The sequence below is a fragment of the Metaplanococcus flavidus genome (genome assembly GCF_042675885.1).
GTDB lineage: Bacteria > Bacillota > Bacilli > Bacillales_A > Planococcaceae > Planococcus > Planococcus flavidus.
The window spans coordinates 218,627-238,414 of record NZ_JBHTKI010000012.1; the positions used below are offsets into that span (position 1 = coordinate 218,627).

At 45.6% G+C, this 19,788-nt stretch carries 16 protein-coding genes; 6 read left to right on the forward strand and 10 right to left on the reverse strand.

All coding sequences use genetic code 11. The annotated features are described in order from the left end of the window. Positions 1 to 70 precede the first annotated feature (70 nt). The 10 genes from ACFQ1X_RS09975 to rpmH form a co-directional block, all read right to left on the reverse strand. Positions 71 to 904 carry a ParB/RepB/Spo0J family partition protein gene (locus ACFQ1X_RS09975; protein WP_144839709.1) on the reverse strand — a complete coding sequence of 278 codons (834 nt, stop codon included), beginning with the start codon at positions 902 to 904 and terminating at the stop codon, positions 71 to 73. After that, positions 897 to 1,658 carry a ParA family protein gene (locus ACFQ1X_RS09980; protein WP_144839707.1) on the reverse strand — a complete coding sequence of 254 codons (762 nt, stop codon included), beginning with the start codon at positions 1,656 to 1,658 and terminating at the stop codon, positions 897 to 899. The genes ACFQ1X_RS09975 and ACFQ1X_RS09980 overlap by 8 nt, the downstream gene beginning before the upstream one ends. Before the next feature lie 153 nt (positions 1,659 to 1,811). Beyond that, positions 1,812 to 2,672: a nucleoid occlusion protein gene (noc, locus tag ACFQ1X_RS09985; RefSeq protein WP_144839705.1), complete on the reverse strand. Its 861-nt coding sequence runs from the start codon at positions 2,670 to 2,672 to the stop codon at positions 1,812 to 1,814. 103 nt (positions 2,673 to 2,775) lie between these two features. After that, positions 2,776 to 3,489 (reverse strand): 16S rRNA (guanine(527)-N(7))-methyltransferase RsmG, encoded by a 714-nt coding sequence (gene rsmG / locus ACFQ1X_RS09990; protein ID WP_144839703.1) that lies wholly within the window; start codon positions 3,487 to 3,489, stop codon positions 2,776 to 2,778. A gap of 368 nt (positions 3,490 to 3,857) precedes the next feature. Continuing rightward, complete coding sequence (gene mnmG / locus ACFQ1X_RS09995; protein ID WP_144839701.1) at positions 3,858 to 5,747, reverse strand: tRNA uridine-5-carboxymethylaminomethyl(34) synthesis enzyme MnmG; 1,890 nt, start codon at positions 5,745 to 5,747, stop codon at positions 3,858 to 3,860. Between the two features lie 22 nt (positions 5,748 to 5,769). Continuing rightward, on the reverse strand, positions 5,770 to 7,155 hold the full coding sequence (gene mnmE / locus ACFQ1X_RS10000; protein WP_144839699.1) for a tRNA uridine-5-carboxymethylaminomethyl(34) synthesis GTPase MnmE: 1,386 nt from the start codon (positions 7,153 to 7,155) through the stop codon (positions 5,770 to 5,772). A 336-nt stretch (positions 7,156 to 7,491) separates the two neighbouring features. Continuing rightward, positions 7,492 to 8,253, reverse strand: coding sequence for an RNA-binding cell elongation regulator Jag/EloR (jag, locus tag ACFQ1X_RS10005; protein ID WP_144839697.1), 762 nt, complete (start codon positions 8,251 to 8,253; stop codon positions 7,492 to 7,494). Then, complete coding sequence (gene yidC / locus ACFQ1X_RS10010) at positions 8,250 to 9,029, reverse strand: membrane protein insertase YidC (RefSeq protein ID WP_144839695.1); 780 nt, start codon at positions 9,027 to 9,029, stop codon at positions 8,250 to 8,252. Before yidC ends, jag begins: the two co-directional genes overlap by 4 nt. A 406-nt stretch (positions 9,030 to 9,435) precedes the next feature. Further along, the gene (gene rnpA / locus ACFQ1X_RS10015; RefSeq protein WP_144839693.1) at positions 9,436 to 9,777 is read right to left on the reverse strand and encodes a ribonuclease P protein component; all 342 of its coding nucleotides are present in this window, start codon (positions 9,775 to 9,777) and stop codon (positions 9,436 to 9,438) included. 91 nt (positions 9,778 to 9,868) lie between these two features. After that, entirely contained in the window at positions 9,869 to 10,006 is a 138-nt protein-coding gene (gene rpmH, locus ACFQ1X_RS10020) for a 50S ribosomal protein L34 (RefSeq protein ID WP_144839691.1), read from the reverse strand. A 480-nt stretch (positions 10,007 to 10,486) separates the two neighbouring features. On the opposite strand from rpmH, the gene dnaA reads away from it, so the two are divergent. The 6 genes from dnaA to gyrA all read left to right on the forward strand — a co-directional run bounded on the left by dnaA (position 10,487) and on the right by gyrA (position 19,318). Next, complete coding sequence (dnaA, locus tag ACFQ1X_RS10025; protein ID WP_144839690.1) at positions 10,487 to 11,830, forward strand: chromosomal replication initiator protein DnaA; 1,344 nt, start codon at positions 10,487 to 10,489, stop codon at positions 11,828 to 11,830. Between the two features lie 174 nt (positions 11,831 to 12,004). Then, positions 12,005 to 13,141 carry a DNA polymerase III subunit beta gene (dnaN, locus tag ACFQ1X_RS10030; protein WP_144839688.1) on the forward strand — a complete coding sequence of 379 codons (1,137 nt, stop codon included), beginning with the start codon at positions 12,005 to 12,007 and terminating at the stop codon, positions 13,139 to 13,141. A 108-nt stretch (positions 13,142 to 13,249) separates the two neighbouring features. Next, entirely contained in the window at positions 13,250 to 13,489 is a 240-nt protein-coding gene (gene yaaA, locus ACFQ1X_RS10035; RefSeq protein WP_144839686.1) for a S4 domain-containing protein YaaA, read from the forward strand. Further along, positions 13,479 to 14,591 carry a DNA replication/repair protein RecF gene (recF, locus tag ACFQ1X_RS10040; protein WP_144839684.1) on the forward strand — a complete coding sequence of 371 codons (1,113 nt, stop codon included), beginning with the start codon at positions 13,479 to 13,481 and terminating at the stop codon, positions 14,589 to 14,591. Before yaaA ends, recF begins: the two co-directional genes overlap by 11 nt. A 195-nt stretch (positions 14,592 to 14,786) precedes the next feature. Continuing rightward, complete coding sequence (gene gyrB, locus ACFQ1X_RS10045; protein ID WP_144839682.1) at positions 14,787 to 16,715, forward strand: DNA topoisomerase (ATP-hydrolyzing) subunit B; 1,929 nt, start codon at positions 14,787 to 14,789, stop codon at positions 16,713 to 16,715. Between the two features lie 29 nt (positions 16,716 to 16,744). Further along, entirely contained in the window at positions 16,745 to 19,318 is a 2,574-nt protein-coding gene (gene gyrA / locus ACFQ1X_RS10050) for a DNA gyrase subunit A (protein WP_144839680.1), read from the forward strand. Positions 19,319 to 19,788: the final 470 nt, after the last annotated feature.

A 19,788-nucleotide genomic window follows, 5' to 3' on the forward strand; every position in this document is an offset into this window, starting at 1 on the left:
TTTCAACATTCAAAGCCCTGTCACATAAACAGAACCTATTCCCCTTCTGAGGAGAATAGGCACAGGCTTGTTAATTCAAAAGTTCCAATATTCGTTCCAGGTCTTCTTCCGAGAAAAACTCAATTTCAATTTTTCCTTTGTTCTTGTTTTTCTTGATTTGGACGTTTGTACCGAACCGGTCACGAAGTTCAGATTGCTTTTCTTCTATAAAGATATCTTTCTTTTTCTCAATTGTTTCACGTGGAACATCTTCGTTCAGTCTTTGCACCAGATTCTCAAGTTGACGAACGTTCAAGTTTTCTTTGACAACTTTCTGAGCTGTTTCCGGAATGGTTTTCTTAGAACGGAGACCTAATAGCGTACGCCCATGCCCCATCGACAATTTCTTGTCTGAAATCAATTGGCGGACCTCTTTCGGCAATGCCAATAAACGAACATGGTTTGCTATGTGTGGACGGCTTTTTCCTAAACGGAAAGCCAATTGTTCCTGCGTCAGGTTTAAAGCTTCCATCAATTTCTGGTAAGCCTCAGCTTCTTCAATCGGTGTTAAATCTTCCCTTTGAAGGTTTTCCAATATAGCAAGTTCCATCATTTGCTGGTCTGTTAATTCCTTAATGATCGCTGGAATTTCATCTAATTTTGCAAGCTTGGCAGCCCGGAAACGTCTTTCTCCAACAACCAGTTCAAAACGCTTTCCTGCTTTCCTGACCACTACCGGTTGCAGAATACCATGCTCTTTGATTGATTCCGCCAATTCACCCAGTGCAGCATCGTCGAAGATTTTACGTGGTTGATAAGGGTTCGCTTTGATATCCGCAATATTGATTTCACTGACCGTTTCATTTTTCGTTAAATTTTCACCTGGAAATAAAGCGTTGATGCCTTTCCCCAATCCTTTAGCCATTACGAATCACTTCCCTCGCCAATTCTAAGTACATTTCTGCGCCTTTTGATTTTGCATCGTAGATGATAATCGGTTCGCCGTGGCTTGGTGCTTCGCTCAAGCGTACGTTCCGGGGAATAATTGTCCGGTATACTTTGTCCTGAAAATACTTTTTGACTTCTTCAATAACCTGAATGCCCAAATTCGTACGGGCGTCGAGCATAGTCAATAATACACCGTCAATCATCAAATCATGGTTTAAATGCTTTTGGACCAGACGGATAGTGCTCAATAATTGGCTTAATCCTTCCAGTGCATAATACTCGCATTGCACAGGAATGATGATGGCATCGGAAGCCGTTAAAGAGTTGATGGTCAGCAGTCCCAATGACGGCGGACAATCGATGATGAGGTAATCATACATCCCTTTAACTTCTTCGAGTGCACCTTTCAGCCGAACCTCTCTTGACATGGTGGAAACCAGCTCGATTTCAGCGCCGGCCAGGGATATGGTCGCCGGGACTAAATGAAGGTTTTCCACCTTCGTCTCCATAATGGTGTCTTTAATGTCCACATCGTCAATCAGTACTTCATATATACATTGGTCGACGTCTCCTTTATTGACGCCTACCCCACTGGTTGCGTTCCCTTGTGGATCGATATCTATTAAAAGAACTTTCTGGCCTAAGTATGCAAGACAGGCACTTAAGTTCACTGAGGATGTTGTCTTCCCTACGCCGCCTTTCTGATTGGCGATCGCAATTGTTCTACCCACACTTGCACCAACTTTCTTCTTCTTTTCTCATTTCTGCAGAAAACAGCGCTCTCGCTGTTGTTTTCTTCCCCGTCACTCTATTGTATCAAAATAATTCTAAAGTAAGATTACAAAGCGATTAAAAAAAGCCTTTCCCTCACAGGAAAGTGCTTTTTAAGACTTTTTCTTCGGTATTTTCACCGTTATTTGATAATAATCGTCATGTTCTTCTTCTTCTGAAGATACATCGATTCCGCTTTTTGTCACCATCGTCACAGATTGCTTGATCGTATTCATCGCAATCCTGACATCACGGCTGAATGCTTTGCGCTTTGGCTTGGCTTTTTTCGGTTCAGTCGAAAGATGATTTTTCACTTTCGTTTCCAGTTGCTTCACGTTCAGATTCTGTTCAACTGTTTCCTGGAAAAATTTTATCTGGACTGCTGGATCTTTCAATTGCAGCAGCACACGGGCATGGCGTTCCGTAATAACCCTGTCCATCAAAGCCTGCTTCAGCTCTTCCGGCAATTTTAACAACCGCAGCTTATTGGAAACCGTAGATTGCCCTTTGCCTAATCGTTGAGCCAGTGCTTCCTGCGTGATCTCATGGATTTCCAAAAGATTGTGGTAGGCATTGGCTTCCTCGATTGCTGTCAGTTCTTCGCGCTGAAGATTTTCAATCAAAGCGATAGACGCTGTTTCTTTATCATTCAATTGGCGAACGATAGCCGGCACTTCTTCCCAGCCCAATGATTTCATCGCCCGGAAACGACGTTCCCCTGCAATGATTTCAAAATTATCGTCTTCATCAACCCGCACTACGATTGGCTGGATAACCCCGTGCATATGAATCGTACGCGCCAATTCTTCGATTTTATCTTCATCAAAGATTGTTCTTGGCTGAAATTTATTCGCAATTATTTTATCAATCGGCAACTTGACAACTTCTTCTGAAGATCCACTCGCCGGTTTTTCAATAACTTCTGTCTCTTCTTTATCTCCGCCCCCGAAGAAACGTGAAAAAGGACTTTTCATCCTCAAGCACCACCTTTTAAAAGCTCACTTGTACATAATTCGCTGTTTCTGCTGCAATACCTGCTTTTCCAATTGTTCCACGTGAAACATTAAAATTTCTGATTTAAGTAATCGGTGATTTATTAGGCATACCCGGTTTTCTCGGATACTTTTTCGGTGTTTCCTTGAATTTCCGGAACACTTGCAAATACCGTTCACTTTCCTCAATCGGCAAGGTGAATGCGTGGACACTTTCCTGTTTGACCCCGAGTTTATCGAGAGCCCGTTCGGCATCTTTCAATTCGTCCTTTGCGGAAGCTGCTTTCATCGCAGCGAATATTCCTCCGTTTTTAACAAGAGGCACACATAGCTCGGCCAGCACGGACAGCCTTGCCACAGCACGGGCCGTCACCACATCATATTTTGCGCGATGCTCCGATTGGCCGAAGTCTTCCGCTCGTGCATGCACAAACTCAACATCTTTCAATTCCAGCTTATCGCTTAAATGGTTGAGGAATTGAATGCGTTTATTCAATGAATCCACAATTGTCACCTGGATCTGCGGAAAACAGATTTTTAACGGAATGCTCGGGAAACCGGCACCGGCTCCTACATCACATAATTTTAACGGCTTGGTGAAATCCAAATAAAAAGCCGCCGTTATCGAATCGTAGAAATGCTTCAGGTAAACAGATGGCTGATCAGTGATGGCTGTCAGGTTCATCTTGTCGTTCCATTCGACCAGTTCTTCGAAGTAAATTTTGAATTGCTGCAGTTGCCGGTCGTCCAGTTCTATTCCTTTTTCGCTGAGGGCGTCTTTAAATTGCTGTTCATTCAATCTGCTTCTTCCTCCCTCTTTTGTCCAAACCTTAACGCATCATCATATGTAAAAAGGGCTGGTATCTCCCAGCCCTTTTTTTCGGCTTTTTGTATATTCTAACAGTAAGTCCATATAAATCGATATTCCGCAAAACAGCTTCGCTTGCCTGGGGGCTCGCACTGAGCTAACTCGGTCTCGTTTCACTTCGTCCGAGTGGATCTCATCACTTCGCTTGGTCCCCTGGGCGTCTTCGCTGTTTTGCTCCATATCTCCAGATATTTCATTCAGCGCCGGCGCGCCTTCGGACTTAGCTTATAGCAGGAGCCTTGTCCAGAGCGCCGAAGCGATATGAATGCCTTACTATCTTTATTATTTTTGTGTCTAAATTATACCGAAACTTTCGCGATTCTTCCTTGTTCAATATACACCAAAAGAATCGAAATGTCAGCAGGGTTTACGCCTGAAATTCGGGAAGCTTGTGCGATGGAAAGAGGTCTGACCTCTGACAATTTCCCTCTTGCTTCCGTCGCAATGCCGGAAATCGCATGGTAATCGATGTGGTCCGGAATTTTCTTGTTTTCCATTTTTTTAAGTTTGTCCACTTGCTGCAAGGACTTTTCGATGTAGCCTTCGTATTTCACCTGGATTTCAACCTGCTCTTTAATATCTTCGCTAAGTTTAGTTTCAGGTGGCGTCAATTTCTCAATCATTTCATAGTTCATTTCCGGACGCTTCAACAGATCCGCACCACGGATGCCGTCTTTCAGTTCGCTGCCGCTTGCATCGCGGATTGCTTGCTGTGTTTCTTCAGTCGGCTTGATCATGGCTTTGCGCAAGCGTGCGATTTCTTCTTCGATGCGCTGTTTTTTCCCGATAAAGCGGTCATAACGTGCTTCATCAATCATGCCGAGTTTGTAGCCCAGCTCAGTCAAGCGCATATCCGCATTGTCATGGCGCAGCAATAAACGATATTCAGCGCGCGACGTCAATAAACGGTAGGGTTCACTCGTGCCTTTTGTTACCAGGTCGTCGATCAGAACACCGATATAGGCTTCCGAGCGGCTCAGGATCACTTCTTCTTTGCCGAGCACTTTCGCTGCTGCATTGATGCCGGCCATCAATCCTTGTCCTGCCGCTTCTTCGTAGCCGGATGTTCCGTTGATCTGGCCGGCTGTATAAAGATTTTCAATTTGTTTTGATTCGAGTGTCGGCCATAATTGCGTCGGTACGATTGCATCGTATTCGATGGCGTAGCCGGCGCGCATCATATCCGCTTTTTCAAGTCCCGGGATGGACTCTATAAGTTTGCGCTGCACGTGTTCCGGCAGACTCGTCGAAAGCCCCTGGACATAGACTTCGCTTGTATTGCGGCCTTCCGGCTCAAGGAAAATCTGGTGTCTCGGCTTGTCGGCGAAACGGACGATTTTGTCTTCGATGGACGGGCAGTATCTCGGGCCTGTCCCTTTTGCCATCCCCGAATACATCGGCGACAGATGAAGATTATCGTCAATGATCTGGTGTGTTTCGGCAGTTGTATATGTCAGCCAGCAAGGCAATTGATCCATAATGAATTCTGTTGTTTCGAAACCGAATGCCCGCGGTTCTTCATCACCCGGCTGGATTTCCGTTTTCGAATAATCGATGCTTTTACTGTTGACGCGCGGAGGTGTCCCGGTTTTGAAACGCACCGTTTCAAAGCCGAGTTCCTCCAGGTGCTCAGCCAACTTGATCGAAGGCTGCTGGTTGTTTGGTCCGCTTGAATAACGCAGGTCGCCGATGATGATTTCACCGCGCAGGAACGTGCCTGTTGTGATGACTACCGAATTGGCGCGGTAAATGCCGCCAGCCTGTGTAATCAATCCTTTGACCGTGCCATCTTCAACAATCAGCTTCTCAACGACACCTTGATGAAGAGCGAGGTTTTCTTCGTCTTCCATCAAGCGTTTCATTTCCTGCTGGTAAAGCACTTTATCAGCCTGGGCACGTAAGGCGCGCACAGCCGGCCCTTTGGCAGTATTCAACATTCTCATCTGAATGTGTGTTTTATCGATTACACGCCCCATGGCTCCACCAAGTGCGTCAATTTCGCGTACAACGATCCCTTTCGCCGGTCCACCGATGGACGGGTTGCAAGGCATAAACGCGATCATATCCAAATTCATCGTTAAGGCAAGCGTTTTTGCTCCCATGCGTGCAGAGGCCAGCGCTGCTTCAGCGCCTGCGTGTCCCGCTCCTACAACGATTACATCGAACGTGCCTGCTTCAAATTGTGGCATGTCCGTTCATTCCCTTCAAATTTTATTTTCCTAGGCAGAACTGCGAGAATAATTGGTTCAGGAGTCCGTCATCAGCCGTATCGCCGATAATTTCCCCGAGTATTTCCCAAGTGCGTGTAACATCTATTTGGATCATATCGACCGGCACATCCATTTCTGCAGCTCCGATGGCATCCGAAATGGTTTGGTGTGCCTGGTGCAACAATGAAATATGGCGTGCGTTCGAAACATAAGTCATATCCCCTGCTTCGATTTCGCCTTCAAAAAACAGATCTGCAATGGCTTTTTCAAGTTGATCGATCCCTTCTTCTTCTATTAAAGAAGTCGTCACCATCAAATTACCGCCTGCCAGTTGCTGCATTTGTTCCATATCGATTTTGCGTGGCAAATCGGTTTTATTGACCACGACAATATAATTCATCCCTTTGACCGCTTCAAATAGTAAAGCGTCTTCTTCGGTTAATTCTTCCGCGTAATTCAGCACATACAGGATAAGATCCGCTTCCTTCAGCACTTTGCGGGAGCGCTCGACGCCGATGCGTTCAACAATGTCTTCGGTTTCCCGAATGCCGGCCGTATCGACCAGGCGAAGCGGCACACCGCGAACATTTACGTATTCCTCTATTATATCACGGGTCGTCCCCGCAATTTCAGTCACGATGGCTTTATTTTCCTGGACCAGACTGTTCAAAAGAGACGATTTTCCGACATTCGGACGTCCCACGATGACAGTGGAAAGCCCTTCACGGAGAATTTTCCCCTGTGACGAAGTCTGAAGAAGTTTGTCGATTTCCGTCTGCACCCATTTTGCCTTTTCAAGCATCATCGGCCGTGTCATTTCTTCGACGTCATCGTATTCCGGATAATCGATATTGACTTCCATCTGGGCAATCGACTCGAGCAGCGCCTGGCGCAATGTGCCGATCAGTTTCGACAGCCGCCCTTCCATTTGCCCGAGAGCCACGTCCATGGCACGGTCCGTCTTCGCACGAATCAAATCCATGACGGCTTCCGCCTGGGATAAATCGATGCGGCCGTTCAGGAATGCGCGTTTCGTAAATTCACCCGGTTCCGCAAGCCGTGCTCCGGCGCGCAATACGAGCTGCAGCACACGGTTAACCGAAACGATTCCCCCGTGGCAATTGATCTCGATGACGTCTTCCCGTGTAAAGGTTTTCGGGCCCTTCATGAATGACAGCATCACTTCTTCAACTATTTCCTCTGTCCACGGATCCTGAAGGTGGCCGTAGTGAATGGTATGCGTCGGCTGCGTTGCCAAAGTTTTGCCGCTGGCCGCTCGGAACAGGCAATCAGCAATCGATATTGCTTCCGGTCCGCTCAAACGGACAATGGCGATGGCTCCTTCGCCGCTGGGTGTCGATATCGCAGCAATCGTATCGAACTCCATGATGTATCCTCCTCTATGTGCAGAAAAATCAAATGCCGGGCCGGAATAATTAATTATCCACACCCGTCATTTGGTCTCTTCATCTATATAATTTCAGTTTGCTCTTTAAAAAAGTTGTCCACATGTGGACAACTGAGAAAATTACATGACTTTCTAACATATTACAATAGCATAATTCCCTTTAGACTGAAAGACAGAGAACTTTTTTTTGTGAATTAATTCAACCGGCAATCCATCACTGCCTCTTCTCCCTCTTTTTCTGTTATGGCTCCAGTTCAGTCCATGTTTTCAGCCCACAAAAAAACAGCCCGCTTTTTTACAAGCGGGCTGCTCTTTTTATCGCACCGGTTCGATGACCAGGTAGCGGTTCGGATCTTTTCCTTCCGAAAAGGTATCAATATCAAGGCGTCTCGACAAAGCCTGGTGAATCACTTTGCGTTCATAGGACGGCATCGGTTCGAATTGGACACGGCTGCCGGTGCGGATTGCTTTATCAGCCATCCGGTCGGCCAGCTGTTCCAGCGTTTCCTGCCGGCGTTCCCGGTAATTCTCCGCATCCAGCTCCACCATCATGAATTGATTGGCGTATTTATTGGCCACTAATTGTGCCAATTGCTGAAGCGAATTCAAGGTGTGCCCTCTTTTTCCGATCAGCATCGCCACTTTTTCGCTTTCCAGATAAAAACTGGCTTGCTTGCCTTTGACGGTATGGCTGATCGATAAATCGTCGATTCCCATTTCCTTCGCAACTGCCTGCAAGTATTTCTTCGTTTCTTCAATCGCCTGATCATTCGAAGGACGGGATTTTTCCTGCAGGTCGCCGGATTCTTCCTCTTGTCCCTCTTTTTCAGCAGACTTTTCGTTTGTTTCTTCTGTAATTACAGGAATTTCGGTTTCTTTTTCGCTGTCATGCAGTGTCGGCTCCGGTTTGTTCACCGTCACTTCAACTTCCGCCTGTTTGGCGCCAAATCCGAAAAATCCTTTTTTCTCTTCCTGGATTACGTTGATACTTACTTCTTCACGTGTAACTTGGAGTTTTTCTAATGCTGCAGATATCGCGTTTTCAACAGTTAGACCCGTCTGCGTAATCTGTTTCACTTTTTAGCCCCTCCTGCTTTCGTTTTAACAGGTTGTTGCACTTCTTTCTTTTCCCATGGACGGTAGATGAATAAATTTTGAATCATTGAAATGATATTTCCGATTACCCAATACAATGTCAAGGCGGAAGGCAAAATAGCACCAAATCCGACGATCATGACAGGCATGAAATACATCATCATTTTCATTTGCGGATTGTCCATTGCCGGTCCTGTACGTAATACGACATACTGCATCGCACCGGCGATGACCGCCAAAATAATGCTTGGTTCTGCAAGCGGAAAAATTAGGAACGACCCAAGATTGATCTCCGGTGTGCTGTTCATACGGCTGATAGCGTGATAGAAACCGATCAGTACGGGCATCTGGACCACAATCGGCAGACAGCCCGCCATCGGATTGACGCCTCTTTCCTGGAACATCGCCATCATTTCTTTTTGGTATTTTTGCTGAGTCACAGCATCTTTCGATTGGTATTTCTCTTTCAGCTTCTTAAGTTCCGGCTGAATTTCCTGCATACGCTTCGAACTGCGTGTCTGTTTGATCATGAGTGGCAGCATCACCAAACGGATGATGATGGTTACTGCGATGATCCCGAATGCATATGTTCCCAAAAGGTCTTTGAAATAAGTGATTGCTGATACGAGCGGCCAGACGATAAACTCGTTCCAGAACCCATCACTGTCGCTGTTGATCGGCTGATCGAATTCTGTACAGCCGGATAAAAGCAAAGCAACGCCTATCAGCGCGATGATCAATAAATTACGCTTGTTCAAGCTTCTTCCCCCAAACTGATTCTAAATAAATTGAAATAAATTACTGCAGTAACCGATATTCCGCAAAACAGCTTCGAAGACATTAGCCGAAGCAGGCGAGGCTAAGTCTTTGCGACGAAGCAGCGAAGCGATGCAGGAGCACCTAAAGGAACTCGCACTTCGTCGAAACGACGTTGGAAAGCCAACGCCGTTTCTGCTCCCCATGGAGTCTTCGCTGTTTTGCTCCATATCTCTAGAGGTTTCTCTAGCGCCGGCGCGCCTCCGGACTGGGCGAAGCAATAAGACAAGCGTTCTTCTTGGCTTATTGCGAGAGCCTTGTCCAAAGCGACGAAGCGGCATATTTATGCTGATGCTTTAATTCAATTTCTTAATTACTTCTATAGTAACATTCCCTTTGCTGCGCTTTCTACTTCTTTGGCAGTGCGCGGGCAATTTTTAAAACATGCTGCAAACTTTTCTTGCTTTCATGGTAATCCAATGTGGCCGCCTGTTGCCTGGCGATGATAACATAATCCGCGTTTGGCACCAGCTCTTCCTTCATTTCCAGGAAAGCCTGCCTGATATAACGCTTGATGCGATTTCTCGCCACTGCGTTGCCTACTTTTTTGCTGACGGATAAGCCGATCCTGAATTCGGACTGGTCACTTTTCAGCATATAGACAATGAATTGACGATTTGCGAATGACTTTCCCTGTTTGAAAACCCGCTGGAATTCTTTGTCCTTCTTGATCCGTTGATGCTTATTCATTTTTTCACCTGCTTATTAGGCTGTATATAAGGAAGTGCAGTTCCGTTTCCGCTTTTCTCCAAAAAAAAGACCACTGATGCGGTCAGTGGACTTAAGCTGATAATACTTTTCTTCCTTTACGACGGCGTGCTGCAATTATGCGGCGTCCGTTTTTAGTGCTCATACGTGCTCTGAAGCCGTGTACTTTGCTGTGTTTACGTTTATTCGGTTGGTATGTGCGCAATGTCATATATGACACCTCCTGAAATGAGAGTTAACAATTTGTCTTAAAGACAGTCTCGACTATTATAATGGCTGGCACTATCAAATGTCAATCGCTTATTCCAAATCGAACTATTCTTTAATAATGATGTTATCCACATCTACAGAAAATTTTTCGGGATTTGCTGTGTGCGGATTTTTTCGGTAAAATATTTATCCACACCCCTTATCTACAAGTTCCGCACATATAAACCGCATGTGGATAGCTCCATTGTGCACTGTTCGGGATATGTGGATAAGTATAAGAAGTTCTTGTATTGTCTATTCTTTTTTGATAACATTAACTTGTTTTCACTTGTTGATAATTTTTATCCCGAAATACTTATCCACAAACTGTGGGTAAGGTGTGGATAGTTATTCACCAACCTGTTCATGAATGTTATCCACAGGCTGTGGCTTTGTGTATGGTATACTTAAAAAATAATTTATATATAAAGGAGAAACGCTATTGGAACACTTAGACGAAATTTGGTCGAGTGTCTTAGCCCAAGTTGAAACCAAAATCTCCAAACCGAGTTTTGAAACATGGCTGAAATCAACAAAACTTTTGACTTATCAGGGTGATACCGTCACCATATCCGCTCCGAATTCGTTTGCACGTGACTGGCTTGAAAACCATTACGTCCATTTGATAACAGGAATTCTGTCGGATCTGACCGGCGACGATCTGCATATCAAATTTGTTGTGCCCAAAGATCAGGACATGGACGATTTTCAGCTTCCAGCGCCCCGCATAAAGCCGGGCCAGAATGACCAGCAGGAGTTTTTGCCGGGAATGCTGAACCCCAAATACACATTCGATACGTTTGTAATTGGGTCAGGCAACCGCTTCGCGCACGCTGCATCTCTTGCAGTGGCCGAAGCTCCCGCAAAAGCCTATAATCCGCTGTTCATCTACGGAGGCGTAGGACTTGGCAAGACCCACCTCATGCACGCAATCGGACATTATGTCCTTGAACACAACCCCAATGCCAAAGTGGTTTATTTGTCATCGGAAAAATTCACCAACGAATTCATCAATTCCATACGTGATAACCAAACTGTCGATTTCCGCAATAAATACCGGAGTGTCGACATTCTTCTGATTGATGATATTCAATTTTTGGCAGGAAAAGAGCAGACGCAGGAAGAATTTTTCCATACCTTTAATACGCTGCACGAAGAATCCAAGCAGATCATCATCTCCAGCGATCGGCCGCCAAAAGAGATTCCGACACTTGAAGATCGCTTGCGCTCGCGTTTTGAATGGGGTCTGATTACGGATATTACGCCTCCGGACCTGGAAACACGGATTGCCATTCTGCGCAAAAAGGCGAAAGCTGACGGACTGGATATTCCGAACGATGTCATGACGTATATCGCCAATTCCATCGATTCCAACATCCGTGAACTTGAAGGCGCCCTGATTCGCGTAGTGGCTTATTCATCCCTCATCAATCGTGATATGAGTGCGGATCTTGCAGCAGAAGCGTTGAAAGACATCATGCCAAATGCAAAACCGAAAGTCATTACGATTTTGGACATTCAGCATGCGGTCGGCGATCAATTCAATATAAAAATTGAAGATTTCAAGACAAAGCGCCGCACGAAAGACATCGCCTATCCAAGACAGGTGGCGATGTACCTTTCCAGGGAGCTTACTGATTTTTCATTGCCAAAAATCGGGGAAGAATTCGGGGGGCGCGATCATACAACAGTGATCCATGCCCACGAAAAGATTTCCACGATGCTGAAAGACAATCAACAGCTCCAGCAGGATGTCAAAGACATTAAAAAAGTGCTCACCAAGTAAAATCCGGCTGTGGATAAACACCGAAATAATGCAGCATCTTACACACAGCTTATCTACATGTGGATAACCCGCCAGAATTCAAAATAAATGGCTTATCCACATATTCACAGGCCCTACTACTATTATTACTTTAAAAAGCTTTAAACAAAATATATATATAAGCGAGGTTCGAGAATGAAATTCGAGATAATGCGTGAGCGATTAGTTGAAGGATTAAACGATGTAATGAAAGCAGTCAGTTCAAAAACGACGATCCCGATTTTAACGGGGATTAAAATGGACGTTTCTTCAGAAGGAATGAGACTGACGGGCAGTGATTCTGATATCACGATCCAGACTTTCATCCCGGCTGAAGAAGACGGCGAACAGATTATCCGTGTTGCCCAGGGCGGAAGCATCGTTCTTCAGGCGAAAGTATTCGGTGAGATCATTCGTAAATTGCCGACAAATGATGTGGAGATCGAAATTACTGGAAACTTCCAGACACATATTCGTTCAGGAAAATCCGAGTTTCATCTTATAGGATTGGATGCAATGGATTATCCGCAGCTTCCTGAAATCCAGGATGACCGCTTGTTCACAATCCCGGCGGATCTATTGAAGACAATCAACCGCGAAACTGTTTTTGCAGTATCGAGTTCTGAAACACGTCCGGTCCTAACCGGCGTCCATTGGGAAGTCAAAGACGGGCAATTGGTTTGTGTTGCAACCGACAGCCACCGCCTTGCACGCCGCAAAACGACTTTGGAAACCTTGCCGGAAGGCGAATACAGCGTCGTCATTCCAGGAAAGAGCTTGAATGAACTCAATAAAATCCTCGATGACACTTCCGAAGCGGTTGAAATCGTCATGACCAACCAGCAGGTGCTGTTCAAATCGAAACACATCCTTTTCTTCTCAAGGCTTCTGGAAGGGAACTATCCGGATACTTCACGCCTGATTCCGGCTGAATACAAAACAAACGTCACCGTAAACGGCCGTTCACTGCTGCAGGCAATTGATCGCGCTTCTTTATTGGCACGCGAAGAACGCAATAATGTCGTACGTTTTTCAGCATCGGAAGGCAATGATGTCGAAGTTTCTTCAAATTCTCCGGAAGTCGGAAAAGTTGAAGAGCAGCTTCAGGCACAAAGTATAGAAGGGGAAGAACTGAAAATCTCATTCAGTGCGAAATTCATGATGGATGCGTTAAAAGCGATTGATGGCCAGGATGTGGTCATTCAATTCTCGGGTGCCATGCGTCCGTTCGTCCTGAAATCGGCATTGGATGATTCGATTCTTCAGCTTATTCTTCCCGTCCGGACATATTAAACACCCAGTAACACCTCAGGATAGCCCATACAGGCTATCCTTTTTTACTTCTGGGGGTATTTAGGGTAAAATAGAGGGATAGACTACGAATTGAAGGATGAGTGCATTTTGAGAGAAATCGGTATCGAGACAGAATTTATAACTTTGGGACAATTATTAAAAATGACAGATACAATCAGTTCGGGTGGAATGGCAAAATGGTTCTTGAGCGAACATGAAGTTTACGTCAACGGAGAAGCGGAAAACCGCAGAGGAAAGAAGCTGCGTCCGGAAGATACAGTATCCATTCCAGAGGTGGGGGAATTCCGTATCGTCGTCGCCGAAGGCATGAACTTCGATGCGGATTGACCGTCTTGAACTCCTGAATTACCGTAACTACGAAAATTTGGAGCTGTCGTTTTCCCCGGAGATCAACGTCTTTATAGGAGAGAACGCGCAAGGCAAGACCAATATCATGGAAGCGTTGTATGTTTTATCGATGGCCAAATCCCACCGCACTTCAAACGATAAGGAACTGATACGCTGGGATGCGGAATATGGTAAAATAAAAGCTGATGTGTACCGCAAATACGGCAAACTGCCGCTTGAAATCACCTTATCCAAAAAAGGCAAAACTGCGAAAGTCAATCACCTGGAACAGCGTAGGCTCAGCGATTATATCGGCCAGTTGAATGTCGTCATGTTTGCACCCGAAGACCTGCATCTTGTAAAGGGCAGTCCCCAGGTGCGACGGCGCTTCATTGATATGGAAATCGGCCAGATTTCTCCGGTTTATCTGCATGACCTGCTGACTTACCAGAAGCTGTTGAAACAGCGGAATCACATATTGAAGCAACATTATGGCAAGCAATCGATCAATGACGTCATGTTCGACGTCTATACAGATCAATTTATAGAAGCTGCGGTAAAGATCATTCGGAAAAGGTTTCATTTCATGGAACTTCTTCAGAAATGGGCGGCTCCGATCCATCAGGGAATTTCCAGGGGACTCGAACAGCTCGAGATCCGCTATCAGCCAATCAACGGTTTGGATCCGAATTGGACGCCGGAAAAAATGGCGTCTTTTTTAGGGGAAAAGCTGGTTGAGGTCAGAAAAAGAGAAATTGATCGCGGAGTGACGTTAGTTGGTCCGCACCGCGATGAGCTTCAATTCTTCGTTAATGGCTATGATGTCCAGACTTACGGCTCGCAGGGCCAACAGCGGACAACCGCCCTGTCACTGAAATTGGCTGAAATCGAGCTGATCAAACAGGAAGTGGGAGAGCCTCCGGTTTTATTGCTGGATGATGTGTTATCGGAATTGGATGATTACCGCCAATCCCATTTGCTGAATACGATACGCGGTTCGGTCCAGACATTCGTGACCACGACCAGTGTAGACGGAATCCAGCACGAGACGATTCAAAGCGCCCGTCTGTTTGAAGTAACAAACGGGACCGTCAAAAAATAAAATGGAAATAATTTCAATTAGCCCATCTCAATCCGAATAGCTGAAAGTTTGGCCGTCATCGGACATTTACTGGAAATGGCGGCGTTTTTGTGCGGCTGGCTAAATTTGGGTTTCATTAGATAAAGATGAACATTATAGATAGTTACGGCTTGTCACGGGAAATAGAAATGTTGTAAGAAAGAGCAGGTGAATGGAATGGCTATGGAAGAAAATGATATTCAGCAATCTTACGGCGCCAATCAAATCCAGGTATTGGAAGGATTGGAAGCTGTCCGCAAAAGACCGGGTATGTATATCGGTTCGACAGGCTCAAGGGGCCTTCACCATTTAGTGTGGGAAATTGTCGATAACAGTATCGATGAAGCGCTTGCCGGTCATTGCGATCAGATAAAAGTAACGATTGAAAAAGACAACTGGATCCGCGTCGAAGATAATGGCCGTGGGATTCCGGTAGATATGCAGGAAAAAATGGGGCGTCCCGCAGTCGAAGTCATCATGACTGTGCTCCATGCCGGCGGTAAATTCGGCGGTGGCGGTTATAAAGTTTCCGGTGGACTCCACGGGGTTGGTGCTTCTGTCGTAAATGCTTTATCAGAGGTTACCGAAGTTTTTGTAAACCGTGACTCCAAGCGCCATTACATCAAGTTCGAACGCGGAGCGGTAACGGAAGAATTGAATGTCATCGGAGAATCCGATCACACAGGAACGACGATCCGTTTCAAAGCGGATGGCACTATCTTCAATGAAACCACCGTTTATGAATTCGATATCCTTGATCACCGTCTGCGCGAACTTGCCTATTTGAACCGCGGCTTGAAAATCGTTGTTGCGGATGAGCGCGAAGGCGAAGAAAAAGAGAAAAACTATCATTTCGAGGGTGGGATCAAATCCTACGTCGAACATTTAAATAAAACGAAAGATCCAATCCATGAAGAAGCGATTTTTGTGGAAGCGGAAAAAGAAGGCATTACGGTTGAAGTGGCAATGCAATACAATGCCGGCTATGCAGCCAATATTTTCTCCTTTGCCAATAATATCAATACGCATGAAGGCGGGACACACGAATCCGGCTTTAAAACAGCATTGACTCGAGTTATTAATGATTATGGCCGCAAAAATGGCATGTTAAAAGATGTTGATCTTAATTTAACAGGCGATGATGTACGTGAAGGTTTGACGGCCATCATTTCAATCAAGCACCCTGATCCTCAGTTCGAGGGACAGACTAAAACGAAATTGGGCAATACGGAAGTCAGCACGATCGTCAATAACCTGTTCTCAGGCGGATTTGAACGTTTCTTGCTTGAAAACCCTGCTACAGCGCGCAAAATTATTGAAAAAGGGATCATGGCGTCCCACGCTCGCTTGGCTGCCAAAAAAGCGCGTGAGTTTACACGCCGTAAATCGGTCCTGGAAGTGTCAAGTCTGCCGGGTAAATTGGCGGATTGTTCTTCACGTGATCCAAAAATAAGTGAAATCTACATCGTTGAGGGTGACTCAGCGGGAGGATCGGCAAAATCAGGCCGCGACCGCCATTTCCAGGCCATTCTGCCATTGCGCGGAAAAATCCTGAATGTGGAAAAAGCCCGTTTGGACAAAATTCTCTCAAACGCAGAGATTCGCAATATCATCACGGCTCTTGGAACCGGTATTGGGGAAGAGTTCAATCTTCAAAAAGCCCGTTACCATAAAGTGGTCATCATGACCGATGCCGATGTTGATGGGGCCCACATCCGTACGCTGCTATTGACTTTCTTATTCCGTTATATGCGTCCGTTGATCGAAGCCGGCTATATCTATATTGCCCAGCCGCCTTTATTCCAGATCAAACAAGGCAAGCATGTGGAATATGTCTATACTGATGCTCAACTAAAAGAAGCATTGGGGAATCTGTCGAATAATCCGAAACCGAATATCCAGCGTTACAAAGGACTCGGCGAGATGAACGCTACACAGCTCTGGGATACGACGATGGATCCGGATGTCCGGACGTTGCTGCAGGTAACGTTAAATGACGCGATGACGGCAGATGAGACATTCCACATTCTTATGGGGGATGACGTTGAACCGCGCCGGAACTTTATAGAAGAAAACGCTCGTTATGTTAAGAATTTGGATGTTTAAGGTGATTCAGGTGAGAGGAGGCTGCGGAAATGGCGGAAAGGCCTAGCAGTGGAGTTGAAGAAATAAATATAAGCACGGAAATGCGCACATCGTTTTTGGATTATGCAATGAGCGTTATTGTATCCCGTGCTTTGCCGGATGTTCGTGACGGATTGAAACCCGTTCATCGGCGCATCCTTTATGCAATGCATGATCTCGGAATCACTTCCGATAAAGCCTATAAAAAATCAGCACGTATCGTCGGGGATGTAATCGGTAAATACCACCCCCATGGTGATAGTGCGGTTTACGAGACAATGGTAAGAATGGCTCAGGATTTCAGTTACCGCTATATGCTGGTCGACGGACACGGAAACTTCGGGTCTGTTGATGGTGATGCGGCAGCTGCGATGCGTTATACCGAGTCAAGAATGTCTAAAATCGCAATGGAAATGTTGCGTGACCTCAATAAAAATACGATTGATTACAGAGAAAACTATGATGGACAAGAAAAAGAACCAGTCGTCCTGCCAGCCCGTTTCCCGAACTTATTGGTTAACGGAACTTCCGGTATTGCTGTAGGTATGGCTACTAATATTCCCCCGCATAATTTGGGAGAAACCATCGATGCTGTTTTGGCATTGGCAGAAAACCCTGCGATTACAACGGAAGAACTGCTTGAATTCATTCCTGGTCCCGATTTTCCGACTGGCGGTATTATTTTGGGCCGGAGCGGCATTCGCCGTGCCTATGAAACTGGAAAAGGCTCAGTATTGATCCGTTCAGTAGTAGAAATTGAAACGAAACCGAACGGCCGCGAAACGATTCTGATTCATGAACTGCCATATCAGGTCAATAAAGCACGTCTTATCGAAAAAATTGCCGAATTGGTGCGGGATAAGAAAATCGATGGAATCACTGATCTTCGTGATGAATCCGACCGAAACGGCATGCGTGTCGTCATCGAAGTCCGACGCGATGCAAGCGCCAATGTTTTATTGAATAACCTGTATAAGCAAACAGCGATGCAGACCAGTTTCGGCATCAATATGCTGGCTCTGGTGGATGGCCATCCGAAAGTTCTTAGTTTAAGAGATGTATTGTTCCATTATTTGGAGCACCAAAAAGTGGTCATCCGTCGCCGCACACAGTTTGAGCTGCAAAAAGCGGAAGACCGTGCACATATTCTGGAAGGGTTGCGCATTGCATTGGATCATATCGATGCCATCATTGCATTAATCCGCGGCTCCCAGACAGCAGAAGAAGCGCGCAATGGCCTGATGAACGATTTCAAACTTTCCGAACGCCAATCACAAGCCATTCTTGATATGCGCCTCCAGCGCTTAACAGGTCTGGAACGCGATAAGATTGAAGATGAATATCTGGGCTTGGTGAAAATAATCGAAGAACTTCGTGAGATTTTGGCAAATGACTATCGGATCATAGAAATCATTCGTGAAGAAATGACAGAAATCAAAGAACGTTTCAACGATGAAAGAAGAACAGAAATCACTACTGGCGGCTCTGAAATGTTCGAAGACGAAGATTTGATTCCCCGTGAAGACTCGGTGCTTACATTGACGCACAACGGCTACATCAAACGTTTGCCTGCGAACACTTATCGCAGCCAAAAACGTGGTGGACGCGGCGTTCAGGGAATGGGGACAAATGAAGACGACTTTGTAGAACATCTTCTATATACCTCAACCCATGATACGATCTTATTCTTTACGAACAAAGGTAAAGTCTACCGCAAAAAAGGCTATCAGATTCCGGAATATGGCCGCACTGCAAAAGGGCTTCCGTTGGTCAATCTTCTTGAAATCGGCAAGGAAGAAAAAGTTACCGCTGTAATCCGGGTGGAAGAATTCACGGAAGATGCGTTCTTCTTCTTTACTACCCGCGACGGAGTCAGCAAACGGACTCCTGTGACAAATTATGCCAATATCCGTCAAAATGGTTTGATTGCCATCGGCTTGCGTGAAGAAGATGAGTTGATCTCAGTTAAACTGACAGATGGCACGAAGGAAATGGTTATCGGAACGCGCAACGGCGCTTTGATCCGTTTCCCGGAAACCGATATCCGCAGCATGGGCCGAACAGCAAGTGGCGTCCGTGGCATCCGGCTTCGTGAAGGCGATAAAGTGGTTGGTATGGAAATTCTGGATCCTGAAGATTATGTCTTGGTCATTACTGAAAATGGCTATGGCAAACAGACAAAAGAATCCGAATACCGAGTACAGTCACGTGGCGGAATGGGAATCAAAACCTGTCAGATCACTGATAAGAACGGACCGCTTGTTGCAGTCCGGACTGTCAATGGTACAGAAGATATCATGTTGATCACGATTAATGGTGTTCTGATACGTATGGATGTCAATGATATCTCTACAACCGGCAGAAGTACGCAAGGTGTTCGTTTAATCCGTTTAAGCGAAAATGAGATTGTTGCAACAGTTGCTAAAGTGGAGAAAGACATCGATCTGCCTGAATCAGAAGAAGATGGCAGCGATGATCTCTTAATAGAAGAAAGTGCAGGAGCCGACGTTTATGCAGATACTGAAGTTGTATCTGATGAAACAGATGGCAACGTTGAAGAACTGCCAGATGAAACTGAAGAATAATTTTTAGAGACCCGCAGAGAATTTTGCGGGTTCTTTTTTTGGTCATTTTAATTGGCGCAATTATTTTGCAATTCCTCTGAAAATTAATTGCCAAAAACAAATCATCCGGATCAGAAGTTTCTTTATGTTTTTTGTTGACGCAGTAAGGCAGACGTGGTATATTATTTAAGTCGCCAATGAGCGCGGCGTTATGATTTGAACCTTGAAAACTGAACAGCAAAACGTCAACGAAAGACGTCACGAGCGCCTTGGCGCGAGAACGGCTTTTGCGAGGGTCGCCTTTGGCGATCGGAGCACTGCCTTCGAACTTCTTGGGTTCGTGACTTACTACTGATCAGCTTCGGCAGATCAAAAGCGAATCGCTCGTCTTCGGACGGCGATGCGCCAGCAAGTACAAGAGCAATCAACTACTCTATAATGGAGAGTTTGATCCTGGCTCAGGACGAACGCTGGCGGCGTGCCTAATACAT